The following is a 26,078-nucleotide window of genomic DNA, read 5'->3' as shown; positions in this document are numbered from 1 at the left end:
AGCTCGGACACTCATGCCGACGGGGCCACAAAGCCGCAGGTCGCGGGCGCGGACGAGAAGTCGCCGGGACCGAGCGTACACCCGCGTCTACCTGCGCGGCCGACGGGACCGCCCGCGGCAGGGCGCGCAAACGAGACGCCCGGCCCCTTCCCACGTTCGGAAGGGGCCGGGCGTCCGGGTCGAGCGCTACCAGCGGTTACGGGTTGGAGGGGTCTCCGGCGGAGGGGGTCTCCGGTTCGGCGTTCTCCTCACCCGAGTTCGCCGCGCCGTCGGCGGAGAGCAGCGTCTCCAGCGTGGCGTGCGGAATGCGGCGGAAGGCCCGGCGCGGGCGGGCCTGCTCCAGCGTCGCCACCTCCAGCGAGGACACCGCGATGCCGCGCTTGTCCTTGTCGCTGTTGTCCGGCGACCCCTTCTGCAGGGCGTCCACGGCGGTGCGGATCGCGGCCCGCAATTCCAGGCCCGGCTGGAAGGTGTCCTTGAGCGCGGTGCTGATGGGGTCGGTATTGCCGCCCATCACCACGAAGTCGCGCTCGTCGACGATGGAGCCGTCGAAGTTGATCCGGTACAGAACCGAATTCGACTCCTGCTCCGGATAGCCGACCTCACCGATACAGATCTCGACCTCGTAGGGCTTGAGCTGGTCGGTGAAGATCGTGCCGAGGGTGGAGGCGTACATGTTCGCCAGCGCCCGCCCGGTCACATCCCGCCGGTCGTACTGGTATCCCCGCAGGTCGGCCTGCAGGATGCCACCACGACGCAGACTTTCGAACTCGTTGTACTTGCCGACCGCGGCGAATCCGATGCGGTCGTAGAGTTCGCTCACCTTGTGCAGTGTCGCCGAGGGGTTCTCGGCGACGAACAGCACACCCTTGTCGTACACCAGCACCACGACACTGCGTCCCCGGGCGATGCCTTTGCGCGCAAGTTCGGTCTTGTCGCGCATGATCTGTTCGGCCGACGCGTAGTACGGCAGTGTCATGGACGCGCACTCCCTTCTTCGGCCACCCGCTCGTCGACGATCGAGCGCGCGATCTGCTCGAGCCGCTCGTCCGAAACCTCCAGCGCCCCTTCGGCGTTGATGACGATCGCCGTCGGGAAGATACCGCGCTGCAGATCCGGGCCACCGGTGGCGGTGTCGTCGTCGGAGGCGTCCAGCAGCGATTCGACGGCGATGCGCAGGGCGCGGTCCTCGTCCATATCGCGGCTGTAGGTCTTCTTCAACGACGACTTGGCGAACATCGAGCCCGAACCGGTGGCGGTGTAGCCGAAGCGCTCTTCGCTGCGGCCGCCGACCACGTCGTAGGACACGATGCGGCCGGCCCGCTCCGGATCGGTGGCCTCGAGGTCGTACCCGACCAGGATCGGCACCACCGCCAGGCCCTGCAGTGCCGCGGGCAGATTGTCGCGGACCATCTTCGACAGCTTGTTGGCCTTGCCGTCGAAGGTCAGCGGCACACCCTCGATCTTCTCGTAGTACTCCAGCTCCACCGCGAACAGGCGGATCATCTCGACCGCCACGCCCGCGGTGCCGGCGATACCGGCCGCGGAGAAGGTGTCGGTGATGTACACCTTCTCCATGTCGCGGCTGGCCAGCAGGTTGCCCTGGGTGGCCCGGCGGTCGCCGGCGATCAGCACACCGCCGCGGTAGGTCACCGCGACGATCGTGGTGCCGTGCGGCGCCAGGTCCCCGGCCGAGCCGTTACCGCCGGAAGCCCGCCCGAAACCGTTGCCCGGCAACAGTTCCGGCGCGTTTTCGCGCAGATATTCGGAGAATGACGAGAGGGCGTACCCCATGTGGAGCCGCAAGGGGTCACCTGATGTCACTGGCCGCCTTTCTGGACGTAGGCACGCACGAAGTCCTCCGCGTTCTCCTCGAGCACGTCGTCGATCTCGTCGAGCAGGTCGTCGGTCTCCTCGGCCAGCTTTTCGCGGCGCTCCTGTCCCGCGGCCTCGACACCGGCCGCGTCGTCGTCCTCGTCGCCACCACCGGCGCGCTTGGTCTGCTCTTGTGCCATAGCAGCCGACCTCCTCTGTACTGATCATCGGCGAGCACCGGAAACCTCCGATGCTCGTCCCTCAACACTACCCAGCGACGGTGACAACATGCCGGATTACCTCGCAATGTGCCCCCGCCGCAACGTCACAGCACGCCGTGCCACCCCGGCACGAACGCACCGCCGTAGCCCCGGCCGCCCGGTTAGGAGGTGAGCTGTTTGACCAGTTCGGCGGCCGTGCCGGCACCCTCGAGCAACTTGCCGACATGGGATTTCGTCCCCCGGCGCGGCTCCAGGGTGGGAATGCGGACCAGCGAGTCGCCGCCCAGGTCGAAGATCACCGAATCCCAGCTCGCCGCGGCGATATCGGCGCCGAAGCGGCGCAGGCATTCGCCCCGGAAGTAGGCGCGGGTGTCGGTCGGCGGGTTGGTCATCGCGTCGGTCACCTGCTGTTCGGAGACCAGCCGTTCCATCGAACCGCGCGCCACCAGGCGGTTGTAGAGGCCCTTGTCCAGGCGCACATCGGAGTACTGCAGGTCCATCAGATGCAGTTTCGGCGCCGCCCAGCCCAGGCCCTCGCGGCTGCGCATCCCCTCGAGCAGGCGCAGTTTGGCCGGCCAGTCGAGCAGGTGCGCGCAGTCCATGGGGTCGCGTTCGAGCAGGTCGAGCACATGCGCCCACTTCTCGAGCACATCGGTGACGCGGGCGTCGTCGGTGCCCTCGCGGTCGTGGAACTTCTCCACCCGGTCGAGGTAGATCCGTTGCAGCGCAAGGCCGGTCAGTTCGCGGCCGTCGACCAGTGCGACGGTGGCGCGCAGGCTGGGGTCGTGGCTGATGGTGTGCACGGCGGTGACCGGGCGCGCCAGCTGCAGATCCGACAGGTCCTCACCGGCCTCGATCAGATCCAGCACCAGCGCGGTGGTGCCGACCTTGAGGTAGGTCGACCATTCCGCCAGGTTGGCGTCGCCGATGATCACGTGCAGACGCCGGTACTTGTCGGCGTCGGCGTGCGGTTCGTCGCGGGTGTTGATGATGCCGCGCTTGAGGGTGGTCTCCAGGCCCACCTCGACCTCGATGTAGTCCGAGCGCTGCGACAGCTGGAATCCGGCGTGGTCGCCGGACTGCCCGATGCCGACCCGGCCCGAGCCGGTGACGACCTGCCGGGAGACGAAGAACGGCGTCAGGCCGACGATGATCTGGTTGAACGGCGTATCGCGGTTCATCAGATAGTTCTCGTGGGTGCCGTAGGAGGCGCCCTTACCGTCGACGTTGTTCTTGTACAGCTGCATGCGCGGCGCACCCGGCACGCTGGAGGCATAGCGGGCGGCGGCCTCCATGACCCGCTCACCGGCCTTGTCCCAGATCACCGCGTCCAGCGGGTCCACGACCTCGGGAGCCGAATATTCGGGGTGGGCGTGGTCGACGTAGAGGCGGGCGCCGTTGGTGAGAATCATGTTCGCCGCGCCGACCTCGTCGGCGTCGATCACCGGCGCCGGCCCGTTGAGCCGGCCCAGGTCGAAGCCGCGGGCATCACGCAGCGGCGACTCCACCTCGTAGTCCCAGCGTGTGCGCTTGGCCCGGGGTACGCCCTCGGCCGCCGCGTAGGCCAGCACCGCCTGGGTGGACGTGAGAATCGGGTTCGCCGAGGGTTCCGTCGGTGTCGAGATGCCGTACTCGACCTCGATTCCGATGATGCGCTGCATGGGTCGAGCCTAGGCGACGCGCGTGCCCCCCGGGGCCGCCCGGGTGCGGTGGCCCGTCACCGCCGCGCCGCGCGCCACGAATTCAGTTGACCGCCAGCGGGTCCGAGGCCGCGGCCTCGGACCGTGCCACCAGGTCGGCGACGGTGGCGTCCCGGTCCAGCGGCACCCCGAGACTGCGTGCATTGCTCTCCAGCAGCCCGAGCACCGATTCGGTCACGATCGCCTCGATCTGCTCCGACCCCAGCGCCGAAGCGGTGTCGGCGCGCCAGCTGTTGACCACACCGTCGACGAAGCCGACGATCCCGAAGGCCATCGGCCGGGCCCGCACGGGATCGATGCCGACGCGCGCCGAGGCGGTGGCGAACAGATCCGCGAGCCGGGCGCCGATGCGGTCGCGCGCCCCGGCCAGCGCGAGCGACGAATCTCCTTGCGGGGCACTCGCCGCCAGGAATCGGTGCAACTGCGGATGCGAGGCCACCCATCCGACGTAGGTGCCGACCGCCCCGCGCACCGCGTCCTTGACCGTCCCGTCCGCGCGCAGCGTCGGAAGCAGTTGCGCGAGAAGCGATTCCAGGATCCGGCCGCGAATCTGCTCGTCCAGATCGGTCCGCCCGTCGAAATGGCGGTACACCACCGGACGCGGCAGGCCCAGCCGGTCGGCGATCTGCTGGACCGACACCTCGGCGCCGTTCTCCTCGATCACCGCGACCGCGGCCTCGATCACCTCGGCACGCCGCCGCTGTTTGTGCCCGTTCCAGCGGGTACTGCGACCGTCCACACCGGCCGCCGCGGACCGTTCCGCACGCCGCGGGGGCCGCTGTCCACCGGTTTCGCTCACATGTCAACGATACTCATGTGGTATTGACCGATACACACCGTCTCACTAACCTTGGTGTTACAGCCCGTCCCGGTAATTCGATTCGTTTGGAGCGCAGCCATGGGCAACGACGCCACCCTGCTCCCGCGGGATACCTTCGCGCAGCGCCTGCTGCTGGGTTCGGTCCGCAAGTCCTACGACCCGGTGGTCGATCTGGATTGGGACGCGCCGCTGGATCCGGACAAGTTCTTCCTGCCGCCGGAGGTGGTCTCCCTCTACGGCACCGACCTCTGGGACGCGATGTCACCCGAGCAGCGGCGCGAGCTGTCGCGACAGGAACTCGCGAACATCCTCTCGGTGGGGATCTGGTTCGAGAACATCCTGAACCGGTTGCTGTTGCGGGAGTTGATGAACGGCGATCCCACCTCGCACCGCTCGCACTACACGCTGACCGAGATGGGCGACGAATGCCGGCACATGACCATGTTCGGCAAGTTGATCGACCGCATCGACGCCCGCCCCTATTGGCCCAAAGCCCCTGCCCGGCTGGCCATCTCGTCGCTGCAGCTGGTTCTGCACGGCCCGATGGTGTGGGTGGGAGCGTTGGTCGGTGAGGAGATCTTCGACGCGCTGCAACGCCGCACCATCGACGATCCGCAGCTGCAGCCGGTGGTGGCGCGCACGTTCCGCGTCCACGTCACCGAGGAGGCGCGCCACATCGGCTTCGCCCGCGACGCACTCGCCCGTCGCGTGCCGGCGATGTCGCGGGCGGAACGAACCTACGTGCGGATGTGTGTCGCCGTGGCCGCTCCGCTGTTCGTCCGGCTGATCACCAACCGGCACATGTACATTCGGGCCGGCTTGGACGGACGGGCGGCCACACGCGCGGCGCTGGCCAATCCGCACGCCCACCGCATGCTGGCCGCCGGTGCCGCCGACCTCGGCGCGTTCCTGGACGAGAACGGCCTGCTCGGCCCGATCGGCAAGCGACTGTGGCGGCGGCGGGGGCTGCTCGCATGAGGCCGAACCGGCACAGCCCGGGCGGCGTGGCCGTCGTCGCCGCCCGCCCGTCGGCCCCGATCGTCGCGGCCACGCTGCGCCGCAACGGATTTCGCGATCTCACCGTTCTGGGCTCGACCAGGCTCGCCGGCGATCGGCCACCGCCCGCGGTGCACACGATGGATTTCGACGGCGCACACGACCTGTGGCGGCTGCGTTCGGACGACGGCACGACCACGGCCTCGGTGGTGATCCTCGCCGATGCCGACCTCGACCCGCGCCGCATCGCCGGAGTCGGCGCCGACCTGCACACACTGCTGGCCGATGGCCGGGTGGCCCACCTGGGCACGGCGATGCACGAGATGCCCAACCTGTTCTGGACGCACTCCCCCGCCGGTGCCAACTGGCCGCACTATCCGGTGCACGCCCGCGCCGAATACGCCGCGCGCTGCATCGCGGCGATGCACCGGGCCGGATGTACCCGCATCCAGGTCCGACGTGCCGTGCAGCACGAATCGGCCCGCCGCTGGGCGGCCGATCCCCGCCCGGGACGGCGGTTGCCGCGACCGGATCGGGATCACTTCGATACGACCGTCGCCGCCGAGCGGGCGCCCGCCTACGAGTACGCCGGTCCGGCGGTACTCGACGCGCCGGGCGCCGAACTCGCGGTGACGGTCGCGCTGAACGGGCATCCGGACCCGATCGACGGTCGCTATCACTGGTACGGCCGTCTCACCTCCGCGGAGGCGGGCCGGCTGCCCGATCCCGGGCGCGGTGCGGTATCGCTGCGGGTGCCGGGCGGTGAGCCCGCCCCGGGCCGGCTGCAGGAGCGCGACCCGTGGGGAAATCTGCGGATCGCCGGCATCGGACGACCACCGTTTCCCCTGGCGGACAACGGTATTCACTGAGAAGACGGGCGGTCAGCCCGGAATCTTGTCGAGGAATCCGTGCACGCGGGCGATGCGATCACCGTCGAGGACGACCACATCGAAGCCCACGATCAGCGGTTCGGCGTCGGGAAGGCCCAGCGTCCACGTGAATCGCAGCTGGTCGTGGTGCCCGTCGACAGGTCCGAGGCCGAATCGCATCCCGGCGAACTGTTCCCGGACGCCGGCGATCATCTCATCGATCGCGGCGACTCCGGCGACGGCCGCGAGCGGATCGGTGTAGGTGGCATCCGGCCGATACAGCTCGTCGAGCAGTTTGCGCCGCGCCGGGGCGTCGGGTTCGTTCCAGGTGTCGATGTAGCGCTGGGCGACGGCGTCGTAGGTGCTGGTGGTGGTGGTGTCGTTTTCGCTCATACGACGAGCATGTCGCAGAGCGGGCGCCCGGTCGATTACCCGCCGGGTAATGCCGCGCCGCACCGAAGTCCTTGCCGCGCAGCCGGACTCGTCGTCCGGCCGCGCGGCGCGTGGAGGATTACAGCACCGACTTCAGCGATTGTTCGTCTCGCGCGACGACGGCGCGGCCGTCGGGGGTGACCACGATCGGGCGCTGGATCAGCTTCGGATTGCTCGCCAGAGTCTCGATCCACTGCTCACGATCGGCCTCCGTCCGCGACCAGCCCGCCATACCGAGCTCCTTGGCCTCCGGTTCACCGGTGCGGGTGATGTCCCAGGGCTCCAGGCCGAGCTGGGCCAGGACCTCGCGCAGATCCGCCACGGTCGGCGGGTCGTCGAGATACCGCCGCTCGATGTAGTCCACCCCGGCCTCGTCCAGCGCGGTTTTGGCCGCGCGGCTCTTGGAGCAGCGGGGGTTGTGCCAGATCTGCGTCTGTCCGGATGTCATGGCGAGAACACTAGCGCGCCCGGTCGGACGCGCCGATGAAAGAAATTTGCCTGAAAGGCAAATTTTCCTGTCGTGCACTATTGAAGTGACTCGCACTTTTGCTGATACTAGGTTCATGAGCACGGAGCCGGCCCCCGGGCTGCGGGAGCGCAAGAAGCTCGATACCCGGCGCGCGCTCAGCGATGCCGCCCTCGAGCTGATGTTCGAACGCGGCCTCGACCACGTGCTGCGCGAGGACATCGCCGCCCGCGCAGGGGTCTCGGTGCGAACGTTCACCAACTACTTCGCCAACAAATACGAGGCACTGGCGTACCGGCAGATCGACCGGATCCACCGAGGAATCGACGTGCTGCGGGCCCGGCCGGCCGGTGAGCCGCTGTGGACCTCGATCACCGAGGCGATGCTCGAACCGTTGCGGGTCGACGGCCTCGATGCCGATCCCCCGCCACGCGATCGTCTGACCGAGGTTCGCAAGCTCGTTGCCAGCCCGGAGGCGCAGGCAGCGCTGACCCGAACCTCCTCCGACGCCTTGACCGAGGCGGTCGCCGAACGCACCGGCACCGATCCCGGCACGCTGTATCCCCGGCTGGTCGCCGAAGCCGTGCTCGGAGCACTGGTGGCGGCGATCGAGGTCTATCCCCGGTGCGCACCTCCCGCCTCGATCACCGCGCTGACGCGGCAAGCGTTGGAACTGGTCGCCGCCGGCCTGCCCGAACCCAACTGAACTCTCCCTGCGTTCTCTCGAAACCGCTTATCCGACAAGGGGTCTGATTTGTCATGTCCGAAAACACCTGCGATGTCCTGATTTCCGGCGCTGGACCGAACGGGCTGATGCTGGCCTGCGAACTCGCGCTGAGCGGCGTTACGGCGTCGGTCCTGGAAAAGCTGCCCGCCCCCAGTACCGAGCCCAAGGCCAACGGCCTCGTCGGGCAGGTGGTGCGGCTGCTGGATATGCGCGGCTTGTACCGCCCCGCCGCCGGGGACGACGCTCCCGCGATCCCACCACCACTTCCGGGCTACTCGTTCAGCGGACTACCGCTGGACCTGGCGGAGTTCGCGGACAACCCGATGTACGCACTGCCGATTCCGCAACCGCGACTGGTCGCCCTGCTCGCCGCCCGAGCGCAGGAACTGGGTGTGGCGGTGCGCTGGCGACACAGCCTGCGCGATCTCGAGACCCACCGCGACCATGTCGTCGCGACCGTCGACGGCCCCGGCGGCGCCTATCACATCCAGGCTCGCTATCTGGTCGCCGCTGACGGCGGGAAAAGTGCGGTGCGCAAGCTGGTCGGAATCGATTTCCCCGGCTGCACGGTGGTCGACCGCGTCACGCGATTCGGCCATGCCACCATTCCGGACGGGCTGCGAACACCCGACGGCGGCATAGACATTCCGGGCGCGGGACGGTTCCACTTCGGCCACAACCGTGTGGACAAGGGCATGTTCATCTTCGCCGAGCTGACACCCGGGCGGCCGATGATCGGAGTGAGCGAATACGGCACCGATCACCTCCCGGCCGAGGACGAACCCGTGACCTTCGCGGAGCTGCGGGCGAGCATCGAGCGGGTACTCGGAGCCGACGTGCCGATCGAACCACCGACCGGCGCCGGCCCACATGCGTTGCGCCGCACCGTCGGTCAGAACACCCGGCTGGCGCAGCGTTATCGCGAGGGCCGTGTGCTGCTGCTCGGAGATTCCGCGCACGTACACTCCGCGATGGGTGGCCCGGGATTGAATCTCGGATTGCAGGACGCGATCAATCTGGGCTGGAAACTGGCCGCCGAGGTCAACGGCTGGGCGCCGGCCGGACTGCTGGACACCTACGAGAGCGAACGCTATCCGGCGGCCGAGCGAGTGATGATGCACAGCCTCGCGCAGAGCGCGCTGATCGCGCCGGGACCCGAGGTCACCGGATTACGCGACCTGTTCGCGGAACTGGTACGGATACCGGCCGTCGCCGACCACCTCGCCCACCTTCTGGCCGGGGCCGACATCCGGTACGACGTCGGCGACGATCATCACCTGTCCGGACGGCTGGTCCCCGACTACACCGTCACCACGGACGGCACTCGTGTGCGGGTCGCCGACCTGTTATACACCGCGCGTCCGCTGCTGATCGACAGCACGGGGGTGGCGGCCGTGGCAGCTGCCGATTGGAGTGCGCGCGTCGAAATCGTTTCCGGCGCACTCACTCTCACCGAGCGAGAGCGGCCCGTGGGCACGGCGGCCGAACCCGGGACCGCGAGCCCGCCGACGGCAATTCTGCTGCGCCCGGACGGGTACGTCGCGTGGGCCGGCGACGACGCGAGTGCCGACGGTCTGCACAGCGCGCTCACCCGCTGGTTCGGATCCGCACCCGTGCCTGTTCACGCCCGGTGAGGTCGCGCACCGAAATCACAGATGCATCCATTCCGGCCACATCCGCGACCACGGCTGCTTCGGGCCGGTGCAGTCGAAGATCGTGACATCGCGGGTGTTGCCGACGAAACCGAGCCGGGTGTCGACCCTGCCGACCGGGGTGAGCGAGGTGCACCGGCCGCGCAGGTCCGCCGCGTCACCACCGACGATCAAGGCGGTCTCGGCGCTGTCGGGCGGGGTGCCGAAGTAGCCGAAGCCGCGACTGGGACTGTAGACCGGCGGCAGGTCCGAGCGACCGAGGTGGTCGAGGGCGCTCGCCTGCCAGTAGGTGTCGGTGACGACGACGGCGTGGTCGCGGCGCGCGGCGGGCAGCCCGCGATAGGCCGTCGTGACCGCCGCGGTGAGTTCCGGCCAGCCGAACTGCCCGTAGGTGCCGATCGCGATCGCGGCCGAGACATCGTCTCGGGGTGGCTCGACCGCCGAGGCCGGACGCCACGGCAGCGACGTCACGATCGTGGCGACCGACGCCACCGCAATGACCGCGGTCGCGACCCCGGCGATCCGGCGCCCGCCCGCCGCCCGCGCCCGCAACCAGTGCACCAGCGCGACGGCGCCGGCCGCCAGCACCACGCCGTACATCCCGGCCGGGTAGTACACCCGGCCGCCGGTGACCAGGAAGACGATGTCGACCACGATGAGCGTGGCGCCCAGAAAACGATACGGCCGCAACGGTTTCCAGCGCAGCAACGCCCACAGCCCGCCCAGCAGGACCGGGACGCCGAGAATGCCGACCAGGATCAGCGAGATCGGCACGAACAGCAGGCGACCTCCGATGATCGCCTGTTCGGACGCGATCTCGGCGCCCATCGCCAGTTGCGGCCAGCCGTGACGCATCTGCCAGATCACCTGCGGCAGCGCCGACAGCACGGTGAGCCCGGCGCCGGCCCACAGCAGCGGACGGCGCAGCAACTCGCGCGGACCGAAGACCGCACAACTCACGGCCAGCGCGATCCAGAAGAACGGAATCAGCCATTTGACCTGCAAGTCGACCGCCGTCACGAGGCCGGCGATCAGCAGCAGGCCGTCGCGGCGGGTGCGCACCCACCGCACCACCAGCCAGCTGATCAGCACCCACAGCGCCGTATCGACGGTATTGGTGGTCAGCATCGATCCCTGCAGCAGCAGGAACGGCGAGCACGCGTAGGCGAACGCGGCCAGGGCCTGCGCCGTGCGCCCGCCGCCGAACTCGCGAGTGATCATGGCGCACAACACGATCGCCACGACGGTGATCAGCACCGCGGGGATACGCAGTGCCGGATAGGAGCCTGGCACGAGCGTGTCCATCGTCCGGGCCAGCAGCGGCAGCATCGGGCCCTGGTCGGCGTAACCCCAGCTCAACCGGCGGCCGGCGGCGAGGAAGTAGAGTTCGTCGCCGAAATATCCGTACCGCGAGGCCCCGAACAGCAGCGCCGCGGCGCCGAGGGCGGCGATCGGCGCGACCACCGGCCACGCGAACGGCGGAATCGCGGCCGATCGCGTCGCATCGCGCACGGAGGCCGCTTCGGTCGCACCGCGCGCTCCGGTGTCGGACTCGTACACATCGGTCACCGGCACACTCCTGTAGCGGATTTCGTGGGGACGTGTGCGAAGGTATCGGTTTCCGGCCGCCGGGGAGTCGCCCCGCAGACCGATCCGTGGTCAGTCTCGAGAGGTATGCCGACCCGTCCTCACGGCGGATCAGGGCCGCCAGGAACGGAATTCGATCAACTGGCCGGGCCGGGCCTGACCGATCAGATCCACATCGGCGTCGATCACGGTCCCCACCACGGGATAGCCGCCGGTGATCGGACGGTCGGCCAGCAGAATCACCGGGCGGCCCGCGGGTGGAACTTGGATCGCACCCAAAGCCATTCCCTCGGTGGGCAATTCGGCATCGTTCACCCGGCGCAGCGGCGGGGCGCCGGCGTGGCGGTCCAGGCGCACACCGATCCGGTCGGTGTCGGTGGAGACCGCCCAGGCGCCGGTGAACAGATCGCCGGGGTTGTGAAACCAGTCGGCGCGCGGCCCGAGCCCGACCCGCACCCGCAGAGTCCCCTGGGGCGGCGGCGCGACGGGAGCCATCTCGACGATCGGCCAGCCGCGCGGTGGGGCGCCGACCGGCAGGGTGTCACCCTGGCGCAGCGGTTCGGGACCCAACCCCGCCATGGTGTCGCGGCTGCGCGATCCGAGGACCGGCTCCACCGCGATCCCGCCGCGCACCGCCAGATAGCACCGCAGGCCCGCCTCGGCCATGCCGATCCGCACCCGCTGCCCGGCCGCCACGAACAGCACCGACGCGGGAGGTTCCGGCCGGGCACCCACCCGGATCGGCACCGGCGCTCCGGTGATGCTCACCACCGCCGGGGCGTCGAATTCCACGCTCAGCCCGCCCAGCACACATTCGATGGCCGCCGCCGACTCGGCATTGCCCACCAGGCGGTTCGCCAGCCGCAGCGCCCGGCGGTCCGCGGCCCCCGAAACCCCGACCCCGGCGTGGAACCAGCCGGGGCGGCCGAGATCCTGCACGGTGCTCAGCGCCCCGGGTTCGAGCACCCGCATCCGCACCGCCGCGGATCTCACCGATCCACCGCCTCGAACCGGACCCGGGTTCCCGCGCGCAACAGCGCTGGTTCCGGCCGCGCCACATCCCACAGCACCACGTCGGTTCGGCCGATGATCTGCCAGCCGCCCGGCGAACTGCGCGGATAGACGGCGCTGTATCCGCCCGCCAGGGCGACCGAACCCGCCGGAACGACGGTCCGGGCCTGCGAGCGCCGCGGCACCGACAGTCCGGCATCGGGGGCGTGCAGATAGCCGAAGCCGGGCGCGAAACCGATGAACGCGCACCGCCATGGGGCATCGGTGTGCCGCTCGACCAGTTGCCCGGGTGTGATGCCGAGAAGTTCGGCGGCATCGGCGAGGTCGGGTCCGTCGTAGCGCACCGGGACGGTGACCGTCTCCGCGGCGTCCGCGCTGTCGAAATCGTCGCCCGGCGCGAGATCCAGTGCGCGCACGCGCGATTCGATCGCCGCGGGATCGATGCCGGGACACAGCGTGAGCAGGACGGTCCGGGCGGCGGGCAGGAGGTCGGCCACCCCCTCGATCGGCGTCCGCCGCAGGTGGTCGAGCAGCAGCGGCAACTGGGCGGCGTCGGCCGGTTCGAGCAGCAGCGCGCGGTCACCCGCGGGCCGCACGGTCATCGCGTTCATGTGAAACTCCGCAGTTCGACGCCCTTGTCCAGCAGCGACTGCCGGATCGAGCGCGCCATCCGGATGGCGTCGGGCGAATCGCCGTGGACGCAGAGGCTGCGCACCTCGACTCGCACCGGCTCGCCGGCCACCGTATGCGCGTGCCCGTCCACGGCGATCGACAGCGCCTGCCCGATCGCGGCTTCGGCGGCCAGCACCGCACCGGCTCGCCCGCGCGGCACCAGTCTGCCCTCGGAGGTATAGGCCCGGTCGGCGAAACCTTCCGCGTGGAACGAGATTCCGGCCGCCTCCGCCGCGCGTGCCAGTTCGGAATCGGCGGGTCCGAGCAGGCTCAACTCGTCGAAGGCGAGCAGCGCCGCGACCACCGCCTCGGCCGCCTCGGGATCGGATGCCGCCGAATGATACAGCGCGCCATGGGGTTTCACATAGCGCACCCGGTCGCCGGCCGCCCGGGCGAAGCCGTCGAGCGCGCCGATCTGATAGATGGATTCCGCGGTCAGCTCGGCCGGGGACACCGCCATCTCGCGGCGGCCGAATCCGGCGAGGTCGCGGTAGGAGATGTGGGCGCCGATCCGCACCCCGTGCGCAACCGCCAGATCGCACGTGCGCCGCATGATCACCGGATCCCCACCATGGAAGCCGCAGGCGACATTGGCGCTGGTCACGACGTCGAGCAGCGCCGCGTCGTCGCCCATCGTGTACGCACCGAACCCCTCCCCGAGATCGCTGTTCAGGTCGATCACCACGGAGTACCACCTCGCCTCACCGTTGTCCTACCACCATCGTCCGCGTCCGCCGCCGATCCGCCACCGTGGGCGCATTCTCCCGCACTCACCGCCTAGGCTGGCGGGAATGGGTGAGGTCATCGCCGTCTACGACGGCCGCGGCAACGAGATCGGCAGTGCCGAACGCGCCGAGGTGTATGCCGAAGGATTGTGGCATGCCAGTGCCGGCGTGCTGGTGCGATCGCTCGACGGGCGGCGCATCTACGTCCATCGGCGGACCGATACCAAGATGGTGTTCGCCGGGATGCACGACTGCCTGGCCGGCGGGGTGCTGGGCCCCGGCGAGGATCCCGCCGCCGCGGCGGCCCGCGAACTGGGCGAGGAACTGGGAATCGTTGCGGCTGCGGACGAACCGCGGCCGCTGGCCCGGGTCTCCTGGGATGGCAGCTGGGCGGGCCGCCCGATGCGGTGCCATCTGTTCGCCTACGAGATCCGCTCCGACGGGCCGATCACCGTTCAGGCCGAGGAGATCGCCGCGGGCTGGTGGTGGACCGACACACAGCTGTGGGAGCACCTGAGCGACCCCGGCTGGCCGTTCGTCCCCGACACCCGAATTCTGATCGACGAACTGCTGCACCCGCGTTTTCGGCCCTAACCGGACGAGGTGACCGCGCCGGCCCATGCCGCGAACGCGCCGGGGTTGCGGGTCTGCAGCAGCACCCGGCCCGGTCCGGTGAAGTCGAACACCAGACCTTCGCCGGAGGTGATCGATTGCAGGGAACGACCCGAAACCGCCCGGCGGATACCGAATTTCAGCGCCAGGTCGTACGCCACCACGTGGCCGCAGTCGATGGTCACCGATTCACCCGGCTGCAGATCGATCACGTCGATCGCACCGAAGACGCCGACCACGACCTCGCCCTGCCCCTGGGCGCGCAGGCCGAACCCGCCCTCACCGCCGAACATGTTGGCGAAACCGCCCCACTTCGCTTCCACTTGCACGCCATGGGAATTGGCGATCCAGCCGCCGCGGCTGATGAAGTACGGACGGTCGGGAGCGATCGGCAGCGCCAGCATGTCCCCGGGCAGCGCCGGCGCGACATCGACCCAGCCACCCTGCGGCGGCGCGGTGAACGTGGACACGAAGAACGACTCACCGGCCAGTACGGAACGCTTCAGCCCCGCCAGGAATCCGCCCTCGGCCTTCGCGGCCAGGCTCACTCCGGCCGAATGGGCCACCATCGCACCGGTTTCCGCGCGCAACGGCTCCCCACCGGCGAGAAAACACCGTGCCACCGTGGACGACGGATTATGCCGCAACACCACCTGCATGGCGGCGACGTTAGCAGCGCCGGGGCCGGGATGTCCCATTCACCCGCACCCGGCGGTCGGGCATGCGATGATGCCGGGCGACCGAACCGAATCACGAGACGAATGTCGGAGGCCCGCCCCGGTGCGTATCGATTTCCCCCACTCGCAGTCCGATCTCGACCACTCCGCCCGACGCGACCGCAGATCGCGCAGATTGCCGGTGCGCAGCGGCCTGGCGGCGGCGGGTGCGGCGATCGCACTGCTGGCCGGCGGCACCGCTGCCGTGGCTGCCCCGCTGCCACTGCACGCCCAGGCGCCCGGCTGCATGACGCCCGGCGACGCCCGGCCCAACGGCAAGCAGTGGCCGGCCGAACCCGCCGTGACCATCGACCCGAACGCCGGGTACACCGCGACGCTGGAAACCAACTGTGGAACCGTCACCGTGGCCCTCGACGCCGCGCGGGCCACGCATACGGTCAACTCGTTCGCCTTCCTCGCCGGCGAGCAGTACTTCGACCACACCCGCTGCCACCGCCTGACCACCGAGGGTATCTTCGTGCTGCAGTGCGGTGACCCGACCGGAACCGGCACCGGCGGTCCCGGCTACCGGTTCGGCGACGAGAACCTGGCCGGGGCGACCTACCCGGCGGGGACGGTCGCGATGGCCAATTCCGGCCCGAACACCAACGGAAGCCAGTTCTTCCTGGTTTACTCCGACAGCAAGCTGCCGCCCAACTACACCCCGTTCGGCCGGATCACCGGCGGTATGGACGTGTTGCAGAACATCGCCGCGGGCGGCGTGAAGGACGGATCCGGCGACGGCGCACCGGCCACCGATATTGTGCTCGACTCGGTGGCCACTGCCCGGCGCTGACACCGGATACGGCGAAGGCCGCGCTCGCGATGCGGGCGCGGCCTTCGTGTGTGCGGTACTCCTAGAGGTACTGACCCGTATTGGATTCGGTATCGATCGCCCGGCTCGCCGAAGCGTTCTTACCGGTAACCAGCGTCCGGATGTAGACGATCCGTTCGCCCTTCTTACCCGAAATACGTGCCCAGTCATCCGGATTGGTGGTGTTGGGCAGGTCCTCGTTCTCGGAGAACTCGTCGACTATCGAATCGAACAGGTGCTGGATGCGCAGGCCGGGGTTGCCGGTCTCGAGCACCGATTTGATCGCGTACTTCTTGGAACGGTCCACGATGTTCTGGATCATGGCGCCGGAGTTGAAGTCCTTGAAGTACAGGACCTCCTTGTCACCGTTGGCGTAGGTGACCTCGAGGAAGCGGTTGTCCTCGCTCTCGGCGTACATCCGGTCCACGACCCGCTCGATCATCGCCTTGACGCACTTGGAGCGATCGCCGGCGAACTCGGCGATATCGTCGGCGTGCAGCGGCAGATCCTCGGTGAGGTACTTGGAGAAGATGTCCTGTGCCGCTTCGGCGTCCGGACGCTCGATCTTGATCTTGACGTCCAAACGGCCGGGCCGCAGGATCGCGGGGTCGATCATGTCCTCGCGGTTGGACGCACCGATCACGATGACGTTCTCCAAGCCCTCCACACCGTCGATCTCCGACAGCAGCTGCGGCACGACCGTGGTCTCCACATCCGAGGACACACCCGAACCACGGGTGCGGAAGATCGAGTCCATCTCGTCGAAGAACACGATCACCGGGGTGCCTTCGGAGGCCTTCTCACGAGCCCGCTGGAAGATGATCCGGATGTGGCGCTCGGTCTCGCCCACGAACTTGTTCAGCAGCTCGGGACCCTTGATGTTGAGGAAGAAGGACTTGGCCTCCTTGGCGTCCTCACCGCGCGCCTCGGCGATCTTCTTGGCCAGCGAGTTGGCGACCGCCTTGGCGATCAGCGTCTTACCGCAGCCCGGCGGACCGTAGAGCAGCACGCCCTTGGGCGGGCGCAGCGCGTACTCGCGGAACAGATCCTTGTGCAGGAACGGCAGCTCCACCGCGTCGCGGATCTGCTCGATCTGGCGGCCCAGGCCACCGATGTCCTCGTAACCGACATCGGGCACCTCTTCGAGCACCAGATCCTCGACCTCGGCCTTGGGGATGCGCTCGAATGCGAATCCGGCCTTGGTGTCGACCAGCAGCGAATCACCCGGCCGCAGCCGCCGCACGGGCGCGTTGGGATCTTCGATGTCGTCCGCGTCGACCAGCGCCGACAGCGGGCCCGACAGCCAGACCACGCGTTCTTCGTCGGCATGACCCACGACCAGGGCGCGGCGGCCGTCGTCGAGGACCTCGCGCAGGGTGCCGATCTCACCGGTCTGGTCGAAGGTGCCGGCCTCGACCACCGTGAGCGCCTCGTTCAGGCGCACGGTCTGTCCGTAGTGCAGTTCGGTGGTGTCGATGTTCGGCGAGCACGTCAGGCGCATCTTGCGTCCGGAAGTGAACACGTCGACCGTCTGGTCCTCGTATACACCGATCAGCACGCCGTAGCCGCTGGGCGGCTGGCCCAGCCGGTCGACCTCCTCACGCAGCGCCACCAACTGCTGACGGGCCTCCTTGAGGGTGTCCATCAGTTTGGTGTTGCGAATCGTCAGCGAATCGATACGAGCTTCCAATTCCCTTGAACGATCCGGCGAGTCGGCGAGTTGCCTACGGAGTGCAGCCGCCTCGGCGCGTACCACCTCGAGTTCTCTCCAGGCCGCCGAATCCGAATTCTCGATGGGGCTCATGATGCTGCTCCTCCCAGTCCCGGTCTATCAACGCTACCGGGCGCGAACCGTTCTCGCTTTCCGACATGGTTTCGTCGTGATCACATCTCAGCTGCGGTCTACCGGCCGGACACCATGTTAGCCTGCCCTAACCTGCATTCGGCGAGCGATTTCGCCGGACCGAACCGAAAGGTCTAGTCGATGCTCCTTCCTACCCGCCACAGCGCTACTCCCTTCGGTGGCAGTACCCGCACCGGGAGCAACGCCACGCGGACCGCCGGTGTTTCCGGTTCGCGCCGGTTGCGTCTTGCTACGGCTACCGCGTTCGCGGCGCTCGCCGTTACCGCTATGACAGCATGCGGGTCCGACAATTCCCAGGACTCCACGCCGACGAGTACCACGACGGCCACCTCGGCCTCGGCCGCCGCCACGAGCGCCGCCGCCGCGCCCGCTCCCACCGCCGAGGAGTTGCAGGCGACCCTCAACGGTTTCGTGGACCCGGCCAAGCCGACCGCCGAGAAGGAAAAGCTGGTGGTCGGAGGGGATAAGCGCGCCGCCAACATCGACACCATGACCACGGGCCTGGCCAACTACGGCACCATCACCTTCACCGTCGCCGACATCAAGACCGAGGGCGACCAGGCCACCGGCCAGGTCACCATCACCTCGCCGCACGGCCCGGCCGGCCCGATGCCGATGACCTGGCAGCACTCGGCGGCGGGCTGGCAGCTGTCGGACGCCTCCGCGTGCCAGATCCTGGCCATGGGTATGGCGCCCTGCCAGCCCTGAGCTCCGCACGACACCGGCCCCGGTTTCTCCCAGCGAACCGGGGCCGAATCATCGGGCCGGTCGCCGCCGGTCCGTACGAAGAAATGGCCTCAGCCGCTTTCTCAGCCCTTGGAGGGGCGCCGCTGCGGTTTGGGTGCCACCACACCGTCGGCGAGGCGGCGGGCGCTCACCAGGAAGGCCGTATGCCCCTGCATGCGATGCTCGGGACGAACCGCCAGCCCGACCACATGCCACGGCCGCACCAGCGACTCCCAGGACCGCGGCTCGGTCCAGCACTGTTGCTGGCGCAGCGCCTCCACGATCTCCGACAGCTGCGTGACGGTGGCGACGTAGACGATCAGGACCCCGCCGGGGATCAGCGCACGGGATACCGCGGGCAGCGCGTCCCACGGTTTGAGCATGTCCAGCACCACCCGGTCGACCTGCTCGCCGTCGTAGTCGGCGACGTCGCCAAGGGTCAGCGTCCAGTTGTCCGGGCGTTCGCCGAAGAATCGCTCGACATTGCGGACGGCGTGCTCGGCATGGTCCTCGCGGATCTCGTAGGAGCGCACGCTGCCGTTCGGCCCGACCGCGCGCAGCAGCGAACAGGTCAGCGCGCCGGATCCGGCGCCGGCCTCGAGCACCCGCGCGCCGGGGAACACGTCACCCTCGTGCACGATCTGCGCGGCGTCCTTGGGATAGATGACCGCCGCACCGCGTGGCATCGAGAGCACGTAGTCGACCAGCAGCGGCCGCAGCGCGAGATACGGTGTGCCGTTGGCGGATTGGACCACACAGCCCTCGTCGGCGCCGATCAGCTCGTCGTGGCGGATCGGTCCCTTGTGGGTGTGGAATTCCTTGCCCGGCTCCAGGACGACGGTGTGTTGCCTGCCCTTGGCATCGGTCAGCTGCACCCGGTCCCCTGTGGTGAATGGGCCGGTCCGTCTGGCCGTCATGTATCTCCGTTCTCCTGCGCGTCATTTCCGGCGGCGGTATCACCCCGCGGAATGTGTCGGTACCCGCCGATAGCCTGCCAGGTATGTCCGCACCACCGACGGCGACCCCGCCCGAATTACCGGCCGTTTCCCGCGGACCGGCGTTGTCGCCCTCGCGGGCAATCGATTTCAAACAATGTCCGCTCAAATACCGATTACGCGCGATCGACCGCATTCCGGAAACGCCCGGCCGCGACGCCGTACGCGGAACCGTCGTGCACGCGGTACTGGAATCGCTGTACGGGCTACCCAGTGGTGAACGCGTTCCGGAGCGGGCCGCGGCGCTGGTGGAGCCGGCCTGGGAGCGTTTGCTGGCAGATCGCCCCGAGATCGAGGTGGTCCTCGAACAGGGCGGTCTCCCACCGTTTCTCGACGAGGTGAGCCACCTGGTACGCGGCTACTATCACCTCGAGAATCCCACCGGATTCGACCCGGAATCCTGTGAATCGCTGGTGGAGGTCCGGCTGGCGGATGGGTCGCCGCTGCGCGGTTACGTCGACCGCATCGATGTCGCGCCGGACGGCCGGGTGCGGGTGGTCGACTACAAGACCGGGCGCACTCCGGCACCCGATGCCGAGCAGAAGGCGCTGTTCCAGCTGAAGTTCTACGCCCTGATCATGTACCGCACCCGCGGGGTGGCGCCGGCCCAGCTGCGGCTGCTGTACCTGCGCGACGGGCAGATCCTGACCTATGCGCCGGACGCGGACGAACTCGAGCGGTTCGAGCGCATCGTGTCGGCCCTGTGGGCGGCGATCACCACCGCCGGCCGCGAGGGAGATTTCCCGCCGCGACCGGGGTGGAGCTGCAAATTCTGCGAGTACCGCTCACTGTGCCCGGCCTACGGCGGCACCCCGCCGCCGTATCCGGGCTGGCCGGAGGACGCCGCCGCGACGGTGCCGCACCCGTGACCGCGGTGCCGCCGGGCGAGGTCAGAAGGCGCGGCAGGACCGGATATCGGTGGCCAGAATCGCCTTGGCGCCGAGTTCGGCGAGCTGATCCATCACGTCGTTGCCCTGATTGCGCGGCACCAGCGCGCGCACGGCGACCCAGTCCGGATCGGTCAGCGGGGACACGGTCGGCGACTCCAGCCCGGGCGTGATCGCGGCCGCCCGGTCGAGCAGATCCTTCGGGCAGTCGTAATCCAGCATCAGGTACTGCTGGGCGAACACCACGCCCTGGACCCGGGCGATGAGCTGGTTGCGGGCCTTGTCGCTGTGATCGGAGCCGGTGGCCTCGATCAGCACGGCCTCCGAATCGCACAGTGAATCGCCGAAGGCGACCAGATCGTGCTGGCGCAGGGTGCGCCCCGAGCCGACCACGTCGGCGATGGCGTCGGCGACCCCGAGCTGGATGGAGATCTCCACCGCGCCGTCGAGGCGGATCACCTCGGCCTCGATGCCCCGCCGCTGCAGATCCCGCAGCACCAGATTCGGGTAGCTGGTGGCGATCCGTTTGTCGTAGAGGTCCTCGACCTTCCATTCCCGCCCGGCGGGGGCGGCGTAGCGGAAGGTGGAGCGGCCGAAGCCGAGGCCGAGGCGTTCCTGCACCGGGGCGCCGGAATCCAGGGCCAGATCGCGGCCGGTGATGCCGAGGTCAAGGCGTCCCGACCCGACGTAGATCGCGATGTCCTTCGGGCGGAGGAAGAAGAATTCGACCTGGTTGGCGTTGTCGATCACCGACAGGTCGCGCGAATCGCTGCGTTTGCGGTAACCGGCCTCGGTGAGAATCTCGACGGCCGATTCGGACAGGGCGCCTTTGTTGGGGACTGCGACGCGAAGCATGGGGTGTCCTTTCGGGACGGAATGCGGACAGATGTGTCAGGGAGCGGTCGAACCGTGTCGCCCGGTAGCCGTCGTGGCCCGGGCCTCACCCGTCACAGATGTCGGTACACGTCCTCGAGCCGCAGACCGCGACCCACCATCAGCACCTGCACCCAGTACAGGAGCTGAGAGATCTCTTCGGCCAGCTGTTCGTCGGTCTCGTGTTCGGCGGCGATCCACACCTCACCGGCCTCTTCGATCACCTTCTTGCCCTGCGCATGGACCCCGGCGTCCAATGCCGCCACGGTTGCGGAACCTTCCGGACGGTTGGCCGCACGATCCTGCAGCTCGGCGAACAGGGTTTCGAAAGTCTTCACGGGACGCCATTCTTTCAGACGACCGCATATGTCCCGCAATCGGTTATCGGCGCGGGCGCCACGGTTGCCGCTGGTGTGCGCGCGATCACCGTCCACCGCCCGGTGCCGGTGCTGCCGGGACCTCGCGCGGGCGGTCGACGCGGTAGATGTAATGCCATCCGTCGTCGATCGGGTTGTCCGGCGGCAGCTCCCCTTCCCCGACGCGGCGCAGACCGGCCTTCTCCAGCGCGCGCCAGGACGCGTGGTTCGCGGCCGCGACGGGAATGACGATGCAGTCGGCGCGCGGATAGTCGGTCCAACTCGCCGCGACGACCGCGCGCAGCATCGCCGATCCCAGGCCGCGGCCGACCCGCCCCGGCTCGCCGATCAGGTAGTCCAGCGACACCGCCTCGCCGGGCACGTCGAGAATCGGCCGCACCTGCTCCACGTACTCGGGCCAATCCGCCCAGCGGATCCGCTGCACCAGCCCGACGGGTTCGCCGTCGGCACTGACGAGCAGATCCTCGGCGGCCACCTCCCCGCGCGCGGTCGGCCCGAAATCGCGTTCGATCGAAGCGGCGTCGAAGTCGTGATGCCACCACCGCCGCACATGCGGTTGCGCCAGCCACTGTCCGAGCAGCGCGAAATCCGCCGGTGTCACCTGCCGCCAGGCGAACCGCGGCATCACCGAGTCGACCACGGGAACGAGGCTACCCATGACGGTGGACGTGCAGCTCGTCGCGGATCGCGGTCGCGGCGCAGCGGCAGATCGAGCCGTTCCCGTCGCAGCAGCCGAGCACGGGTCGACCGCCACCCGACTCGGGTGACGGTCGACTCGGTGTGGCGTGTCGATCACGCCGAGGCGAGCAATTCCTCCAGTTCGGAAACGGCGCGCCGCAATTCGTCCGCGAACCGATACATCTGCTCCGCAACGGATTTCGGCGTCGCGAGGTAGATGTTCCAGCGGTCCGGCAGCAGGACGTAGGCGACGCCGATGCACTTCTGGCTGGTGCAGCCGAAACCGAAGTATTCGATATTCGCCGAGGGCGCTGAGCTGGTACTCAGATAGTCGTCACGGGTGATGATCCAGCCCGGGCTGTCGAAGAACGGCATCGGCTCGGTGACGCCCAGTTCGGCGCCACGCCGGCGCTGCACCCACTGCAGCTCCCACAGATGCTGCTCCGGCGCCTCACCGCGCTGGCACTGCTTGGCGCGCTCCACATGGGCGGCCGCGGCCGCCCGGGCGGCGGCCAGCTTCGTCGCCGCATCCGCCGACGAATCATCCATGGCGGCAACGAATTCCAGGATCTGCGGGGTCACCACACGCATGGCCTCGGTGCGGCCGTTGCGATACTGCCGGGTCGCGATGGATTCGTAGGTGGCCCCGATCATTCCCTTGCTGCGCTGATGGGCGAGCTGATAGCTCAACTGCGCGAAGGCGTCCGGGGAGATGCCCAGCTCCTTGGCGCGGGCGGTGCCGAAGTGGTCGAACGACACCGTGGTCGTGGCGTTGTCGGCGACGAACTGCGCAAATTCGGCTGCGGCCGAAGAGATCTCGCCGCGCAAGCGATCGTCGAGCCGGAATTCGATCGGCTCCACCGAGGGCAGTCCCTGCGGCTGCGCCCCCGACTGCGCGGCATGCTCGGCGGCCGGAGCCTCGAGCAGCCGGTCGACGAAGGACAGGATGGTGGTGCCGTCGAGTCCGCAGTGTTCGACATTGATGCCGGCGCTGCCGTCGGCGAAGACAATCAGCGAGACCGCCTTGTCGAACCACCGGTTCCCGCTGTCGCCGTGCAGCAGCTGATCACTGGCCGCGAGCTGATCGGCGGGGGTCACATCGTCGAGGCAGACGCAGAACAGCGCGGTTTCGATCACCTCCAGCGCCGCCGCGTTCACCGGATCCTCCAGCAGACGCCCGCGCACGCCGGCCCATTCGGCCCGCGCCATGGTTGTGAGATGTCCGGCCGAGGAGTCGACCGGCACCTGCTCGGGCGCCGCCTTGAGCACGGCCCGCAGTCCGTCGGCGAGGTCTTCAGAGGCGTGCGGCGCGCCGCCGGCGCCGATGACCTCCATCCGGAACATGGCGCCGTGGTGGAAGACCACGATGTGGCGTGCCTGCGACGGGCCCGGCCATTCGTCGCTGTAGGGCACGCGCACGCTGTCCTGCGGATCGCCCGGAATCCTGGTCTCGGAGAACAGGAATTTGTTCTGCGCCATCGAAAAGTGCGCGCCGCGTTGCACGACCGGCGGGATCTCCTCCCGATCGAGCAGCAGTTTGTAGTTCACCGCGGCGGTGATCAGCGCGGCGGCGCGATCGGCCTGCTGGTCCGAGGTGGACTGCGCCAGTGGCGTGTCGTTGCGGAACAGGAAGAAGAAGTTGGCGTTGACCGCGATCCGGTCGCGACGGCCCAGATAACGCGAGGGCCAGAACTCGTCGAGCCAGCTGCCGACCCCGGGTGTGCGGTCGAACCGCTCCAGATCGGCGTGCAGGATCCGGGCCGGCCCGTCGGCGCGCAGCAGATCGGCCACGGCGCGCTCGGTATCGGCGTATTCGTCCTCCGACAGCAGCGGCCGCGACCACTGCAGGAAACGCGCGCAGCTGTCGTCGAGCGTGGGCAGCGGCACGCGCGGCAGCTGATCGTCGAAGGCGAAGGTACGGTCGGTCACGGGCGGTCCTCGGGGGTCGGTGTGGATATGAAGAGTTCGGCGTGCAGCCAGCCGTCGGATTCGTAGCCGGTCGGATCGATTCCGTTGGTGGTCAACGTATTCAGTACCTGTTGTTGTTCGGCGGCGGAGGCGAAGCGGCGCTGCCGGAAGGTGCCGGGACGGCGCTCGGTCCGGTACCCCAGGGCGGCGAGTTCGCTCGCGATCGATTCGAAGGCGTACATCCGCAGCACGAAGTGTGCCATCCACGGTAGCCGGGTACCGTGCGTGCGGGCCACCCGTGTGAGGGTGCGGCCGGTGACGTAACCGACGCAGCCCGTGGAGATCACCAGATCGGCCGAACCGATGATCTTTCGCTGCGCCTCGGTGGGCTCGCCCGCCTCCAGATCGGCGTGCACGGTTTCGTGCAGCAGCCCGGTGGCCGCCGCGTAGTCCAATGCCGGCGCGGAGGCGTCCATGCCGATGAAGCGGATCCGGGGCAGCCGGTCGTCGGCGGCCAGGCGGGCGCGGTCGCGGGCGATGCAGGTGGCGGTGTCGGCGTCACCGTAGTGCTCGGCCAGATCGGCGACGGTGGTGCCGAAGCGCAGCAGCGCCGCATTCACCCCGTAGGAGCAGCCCAGGTCCAGGACGGTCGGCGCGGTACCGGTACGCGCCTCGTAGTCGGCGAACAGTTCCAGGAAGGCGGGTTTCGCCAATTCCGGTATGCAGTAGTCCAAATCGGCCATCCGGCGGCAGTAGGCGCTCGGATCGGGGCGGTCGTAGATGTCGTCGAACGAAGCTTTTCCGGTGCTGTGCATCGAAACCGTCACGGGCGATCCTCCTGAGTCGAACGGGTGATCAGTCGAGAAGTCGGTCACCGCGAACGGCATTGCCCGCCGCGGCCAGATGGTCCGGCAGAACCCGCCCGAACAGCTGCCGGGTGCGTTCGACCGCGCCCACGATGCCCGGGCGGTCGCTGTAGGCGAAGATCGCGCTGTGACGCTGAGTGGCGCCCTCCACCGGTGACACCCGGTGCAGGGAGAAACGGCCCTGGAACAGTTGCAGATCGCCGGGGCGTAGCGTGAGCCGCCGGATGAACGGTTCGCCCGATCCGGTCAGCACCGCCCGCACATCGGCCAGATTCTCCGATTCCGGTGTCCGGATGCGCGGGCAGTATTCGAAGACCCCGCCCGCGTCCGGTTCCTGGGTCAGCATCGAGACGGTGAATTCGTTGGTGTCGAAATGCCACGGATGCGACATGCCGGGCGCAACCACGTTGAGGCACAACCCCGCCAGCGGATCGGTGTATTCGTGCAGCTGGGGCAAGCCGAAGCACTCGGCGACCAATCTCTGGAACGCCGCACTCGTGTAGAGCACCTGGATCACCGAGGTCCGGGGAATGAGATCCCGCGCGACGAAGGCGTTTCCGCGCTCGAGCACGATCGTGGCCGGATGGTCCGGCGGTAGGTCGCTGTCGAGCGGAATGTTGTACGCGTTGACCTTCTCGACCGTGTAGTAGGCGTGCGGGGCGAGTTCGGCGCCCTCGTCGCGCAGCGTGGCCAGCAGGGCCGGGCGTACGAATCCGGGCAGGACGGTGCAGCCGTCGGCGGCGAGGTCCTCGCGCGCTCGGCGCACCACCTCGTCCCACCGCGCACTGCCCGGTGCGTCGAGCGGATAGCGCTCGGTGTCGACGACGGCAGCCAGCGCAGGGCCACCCTCTCGATCCGAAGTACCTTCTCCCCCAGCCGTTCCGCCGTCCACCCGGCCCATCGCACCCACGTTGCCACAACCCCCTGTCGCCGCCATGAAGATCATTGTGACCTGCCGGAGGCCATTGCACAGCAGATTCCCGGATATCATTGGGAAACCTCACAAACCCTCGAGTAACCATGTGCGCCAGCGATATTCGCCACCACAACGCGGCGGTGCACCGCTGCC

General features: G+C 68.7%; 28 protein-coding genes. 8 read left to right on the top strand and 20 right to left on the bottom strand.

Translation table 11 applies throughout. The features are described from left to right. Positions 1 to 196: 196 nt before the first annotated feature. The 5 genes from prcA to NA3_RS20005 form a co-directional block, all read right to left on the bottom strand. Positions 197 to 979 (bottom strand): proteasome subunit alpha, encoded by a 783-nt coding sequence (gene prcA / locus NA3_RS20025; protein ID WP_062965138.1) that lies wholly within the window; start codon positions 977 to 979, stop codon positions 197 to 199. Beyond that, complete coding sequence (gene prcB / locus NA3_RS20020; RefSeq protein WP_051042599.1) at positions 976 to 1,794, bottom strand: proteasome subunit beta; 819 nt, start codon at positions 1,792 to 1,794, stop codon at positions 976 to 978. Before prcB ends, prcA begins: the two co-directional genes overlap by 4 nt. A gap of 26 nt (positions 1,795 to 1,820) precedes the next feature. Next, a complete protein-coding gene (locus tag NA3_RS20015; protein ID WP_030518123.1) occupies positions 1,821 to 2,015 on the bottom strand; it encodes a ubiquitin-like protein Pup in 195 nt (64 codons plus the stop codon). A gap of 182 nt (positions 2,016 to 2,197) precedes the next feature. Then, a complete protein-coding gene (gene dop, locus NA3_RS20010; protein ID WP_030518124.1) occupies positions 2,198 to 3,697 on the bottom strand; it encodes a depupylase/deamidase Dop in 1,500 nt (499 codons plus the stop codon). Between the two features lie 82 nt (positions 3,698 to 3,779). Next, positions 3,780 to 4,535, bottom strand: a complete 756-nt coding sequence (locus NA3_RS20005) for a TetR/AcrR family transcriptional regulator (protein WP_062965137.1) — start codon at positions 4,533 to 4,535, stop codon at positions 3,780 to 3,782. A gap of 99 nt (positions 4,536 to 4,634) precedes the next feature. Between NA3_RS20005 and NA3_RS20000 the strand changes: the two genes are divergently transcribed. Together NA3_RS20000 and NA3_RS38705 are read left to right on the top strand one after the other, a co-directional pair. After that, positions 4,635 to 5,534 carry an AurF N-oxygenase family protein gene (locus NA3_RS20000; RefSeq protein ID WP_062965136.1) on the top strand — a complete coding sequence of 300 codons (900 nt, stop codon included), beginning with the start codon at positions 4,635 to 4,637 and terminating at the stop codon, positions 5,532 to 5,534. Further along, positions 5,531 to 6,421 (top strand): DUF4873 domain-containing protein, encoded by an 891-nt coding sequence (locus NA3_RS38705; RefSeq protein WP_227995232.1) that lies wholly within the window; start codon positions 5,531 to 5,533, stop codon positions 6,419 to 6,421. Before NA3_RS20000 ends, NA3_RS38705 begins: the two co-directional genes overlap by 4 nt. A gap of 12 nt (positions 6,422 to 6,433) precedes the next feature. On the opposite strand, the gene NA3_RS19990 is transcribed toward NA3_RS38705, so the two are convergent. Further along, positions 6,434 to 6,814 carry a nuclear transport factor 2 family protein gene (locus NA3_RS19990; RefSeq protein WP_062965135.1) on the bottom strand — a complete coding sequence of 127 codons (381 nt, stop codon included), beginning with the start codon at positions 6,812 to 6,814 and terminating at the stop codon, positions 6,434 to 6,436. Positions 6,815 to 6,932: 118 nt separating this feature from the next. Beyond that, a complete protein-coding gene (locus NA3_RS19985; RefSeq protein WP_062965134.1) occupies positions 6,933 to 7,301 on the bottom strand; it encodes an arsenate reductase family protein in 369 nt (122 codons plus the stop codon). 115 nt (positions 7,302 to 7,416) lie between these two features. Between NA3_RS19985 and NA3_RS19980 the strand changes: the two genes are divergently transcribed. Together NA3_RS19980 and NA3_RS19975 are read left to right on the top strand one after the other, a co-directional pair. Continuing rightward, complete coding sequence (locus tag NA3_RS19980) at positions 7,417 to 8,025, top strand: acyl-CoA-like ligand-binding transcription factor (protein WP_062965133.1); 609 nt, start codon at positions 7,417 to 7,419, stop codon at positions 8,023 to 8,025. A gap of 53 nt (positions 8,026 to 8,078) precedes the next feature. Then, positions 8,079 to 9,680 carry an FAD-dependent monooxygenase gene (locus tag NA3_RS19975; protein ID WP_062965132.1) on the top strand — a complete coding sequence of 534 codons (1,602 nt, stop codon included), beginning with the start codon at positions 8,079 to 8,081 and terminating at the stop codon, positions 9,678 to 9,680. Positions 9,681 to 9,695: 15 nt separating this feature from the next. On the opposite strand, the gene NA3_RS19970 is transcribed toward NA3_RS19975, so the two are convergent. The 4 genes from NA3_RS19970 to NA3_RS19955 all read right to left on the bottom strand — a co-directional run bounded on the left by NA3_RS19970 (position 9,696) and on the right by NA3_RS19955 (position 13,653). Next, a complete protein-coding gene (locus NA3_RS19970; protein WP_227995233.1) occupies positions 9,696 to 11,267 on the bottom strand; it encodes an ArnT family glycosyltransferase in 1,572 nt (523 codons plus the stop codon). Between the two features lie 129 nt (positions 11,268 to 11,396). Next, a complete protein-coding gene (locus tag NA3_RS19965; protein ID WP_062965131.1) occupies positions 11,397 to 12,257 on the bottom strand; it encodes a 5-oxoprolinase subunit C family protein in 861 nt (286 codons plus the stop codon). A gap of 17 nt (positions 12,258 to 12,274) precedes the next feature. After that, on the bottom strand, positions 12,275 to 12,907 hold the full coding sequence (locus NA3_RS19960) for a 5-oxoprolinase subunit B family protein (RefSeq protein ID WP_128145212.1): 633 nt from the start codon (positions 12,905 to 12,907) through the stop codon (positions 12,275 to 12,277). After that, positions 12,904 to 13,653: a LamB/YcsF family protein gene (locus tag NA3_RS19955; RefSeq protein ID WP_128145211.1), complete on the bottom strand. Its 750-nt coding sequence runs from the start codon at positions 13,651 to 13,653 to the stop codon at positions 12,904 to 12,906. Before NA3_RS19955 ends, NA3_RS19960 begins: the two co-directional genes overlap by 4 nt. 106 nt (positions 13,654 to 13,759) lie before the next feature. Here NA3_RS19955 and NA3_RS19950 point away from each other — a divergent pair, with 106 nt between their 5' ends. Further along, positions 13,760 to 14,287 carry an NUDIX hydrolase gene (locus NA3_RS19950; protein ID WP_062965130.1) on the top strand — a complete coding sequence of 176 codons (528 nt, stop codon included), beginning with the start codon at positions 13,760 to 13,762 and terminating at the stop codon, positions 14,285 to 14,287. Here the strand turns inward: NA3_RS19950 and NA3_RS19945 are convergent. Continuing rightward, entirely contained in the window at positions 14,284 to 15,003 is a 720-nt protein-coding gene (locus NA3_RS19945; protein WP_227995243.1) for a TIGR00266 family protein, read from the bottom strand. The two genes, NA3_RS19950 and NA3_RS19945, sit on opposite strands and share 4 nt — an antisense overlap. A gap of 82 nt (positions 15,004 to 15,085) precedes the next feature. Here NA3_RS19945 and NA3_RS19940 point away from each other — a divergent pair, with 82 nt between their 5' ends. After that, a complete protein-coding gene (locus NA3_RS19940) occupies positions 15,086 to 15,817 on the top strand; it encodes a peptidylprolyl isomerase (RefSeq protein ID WP_372464231.1) in 732 nt (243 codons plus the stop codon). 61 nt (positions 15,818 to 15,878) lie between these two features. Here NA3_RS19940 and arc read toward each other — a convergent pair whose 3' ends face one another. After that, the gene (arc, locus tag NA3_RS19935; RefSeq protein WP_062965129.1) at positions 15,879 to 17,639 is read right to left on the bottom strand and encodes a proteasome ATPase; all 1,761 of its coding nucleotides are present in this window, start codon (positions 17,637 to 17,639) and stop codon (positions 15,879 to 15,881) included. A gap of 180 nt (positions 17,640 to 17,819) precedes the next feature. Between arc and NA3_RS19930 the strand changes: the two genes are divergently transcribed. Next, the gene (locus NA3_RS19930) at positions 17,820 to 18,407 is read left to right on the top strand and encodes a WKL family lipoprotein (protein ID WP_227995244.1); all 588 of its coding nucleotides are present in this window, start codon (positions 17,820 to 17,822) and stop codon (positions 18,405 to 18,407) included. A 101-nt stretch (positions 18,408 to 18,508) separates the two neighbouring features. On the opposite strand, the gene NA3_RS19925 is transcribed toward NA3_RS19930, so the two are convergent. After that, positions 18,509 to 19,342, bottom strand: a complete 834-nt coding sequence (locus tag NA3_RS19925; RefSeq protein ID WP_030518141.1) for a tRNA (adenine-N1)-methyltransferase — start codon at positions 19,340 to 19,342, stop codon at positions 18,509 to 18,511. 83 nt (positions 19,343 to 19,425) lie between these two features. Between NA3_RS19925 and NA3_RS19920 the strand changes: the two genes are divergently transcribed. Continuing rightward, a complete protein-coding gene (locus NA3_RS19920; RefSeq protein ID WP_062965128.1) occupies positions 19,426 to 20,289 on the top strand; it encodes a RecB family exonuclease in 864 nt (287 codons plus the stop codon). A 21-nt stretch (positions 20,290 to 20,310) separates the two neighbouring features. Here the strand turns inward: NA3_RS19920 and hisG are convergent, their stop codons facing one another. From hisG to NA3_RS19890, 6 genes are all read right to left on the bottom strand, one after another. Next, a complete protein-coding gene (gene hisG, locus NA3_RS19915; protein WP_062965127.1) occupies positions 20,311 to 21,162 on the bottom strand; it encodes an ATP phosphoribosyltransferase in 852 nt (283 codons plus the stop codon). A gap of 92 nt (positions 21,163 to 21,254) precedes the next feature. Beyond that, complete coding sequence (locus NA3_RS19910; RefSeq protein ID WP_030518144.1) at positions 21,255 to 21,518, bottom strand: phosphoribosyl-ATP diphosphatase; 264 nt, start codon at positions 21,516 to 21,518, stop codon at positions 21,255 to 21,257. A gap of 85 nt (positions 21,519 to 21,603) precedes the next feature. Next, the gene (locus tag NA3_RS19905) at positions 21,604 to 22,197 is read right to left on the bottom strand and encodes a GNAT family N-acetyltransferase (protein ID WP_227995245.1); all 594 of its coding nucleotides are present in this window, start codon (positions 22,195 to 22,197) and stop codon (positions 21,604 to 21,606) included. A 152-nt stretch (positions 22,198 to 22,349) separates the two neighbouring features. After that, a complete protein-coding gene (locus tag NA3_RS19900) occupies positions 22,350 to 24,164 on the bottom strand; it encodes a choline/carnitine O-acyltransferase (protein ID WP_062965126.1) in 1,815 nt (604 codons plus the stop codon). Next, positions 24,161 to 24,970, bottom strand: a complete 810-nt coding sequence (locus tag NA3_RS19895) for a class I SAM-dependent methyltransferase (RefSeq protein ID WP_218021855.1) — start codon at positions 24,968 to 24,970, stop codon at positions 24,161 to 24,163. Before NA3_RS19895 ends, NA3_RS19900 begins: the two co-directional genes overlap by 4 nt. Before the next feature lie 28 nt (positions 24,971 to 24,998). Further along, positions 24,999 to 25,946, bottom strand: coding sequence for a HalD/BesD family halogenase (locus tag NA3_RS19890; RefSeq protein ID WP_227995246.1), 948 nt, complete (start codon positions 25,944 to 25,946; stop codon positions 24,999 to 25,001). Positions 25,947 to 26,078 lie beyond the last annotated feature (132 nt).

It is taken from the genome of Nocardia africana NBRC 100379 (assembly GCF_001612635.1).
GTDB lineage: Bacteria > Actinomycetota > Actinomycetes > Mycobacteriales > Mycobacteriaceae > Nocardia > Nocardia africana.
This window is presented reverse-complemented; position numbering and strand designations above follow the sequence as displayed.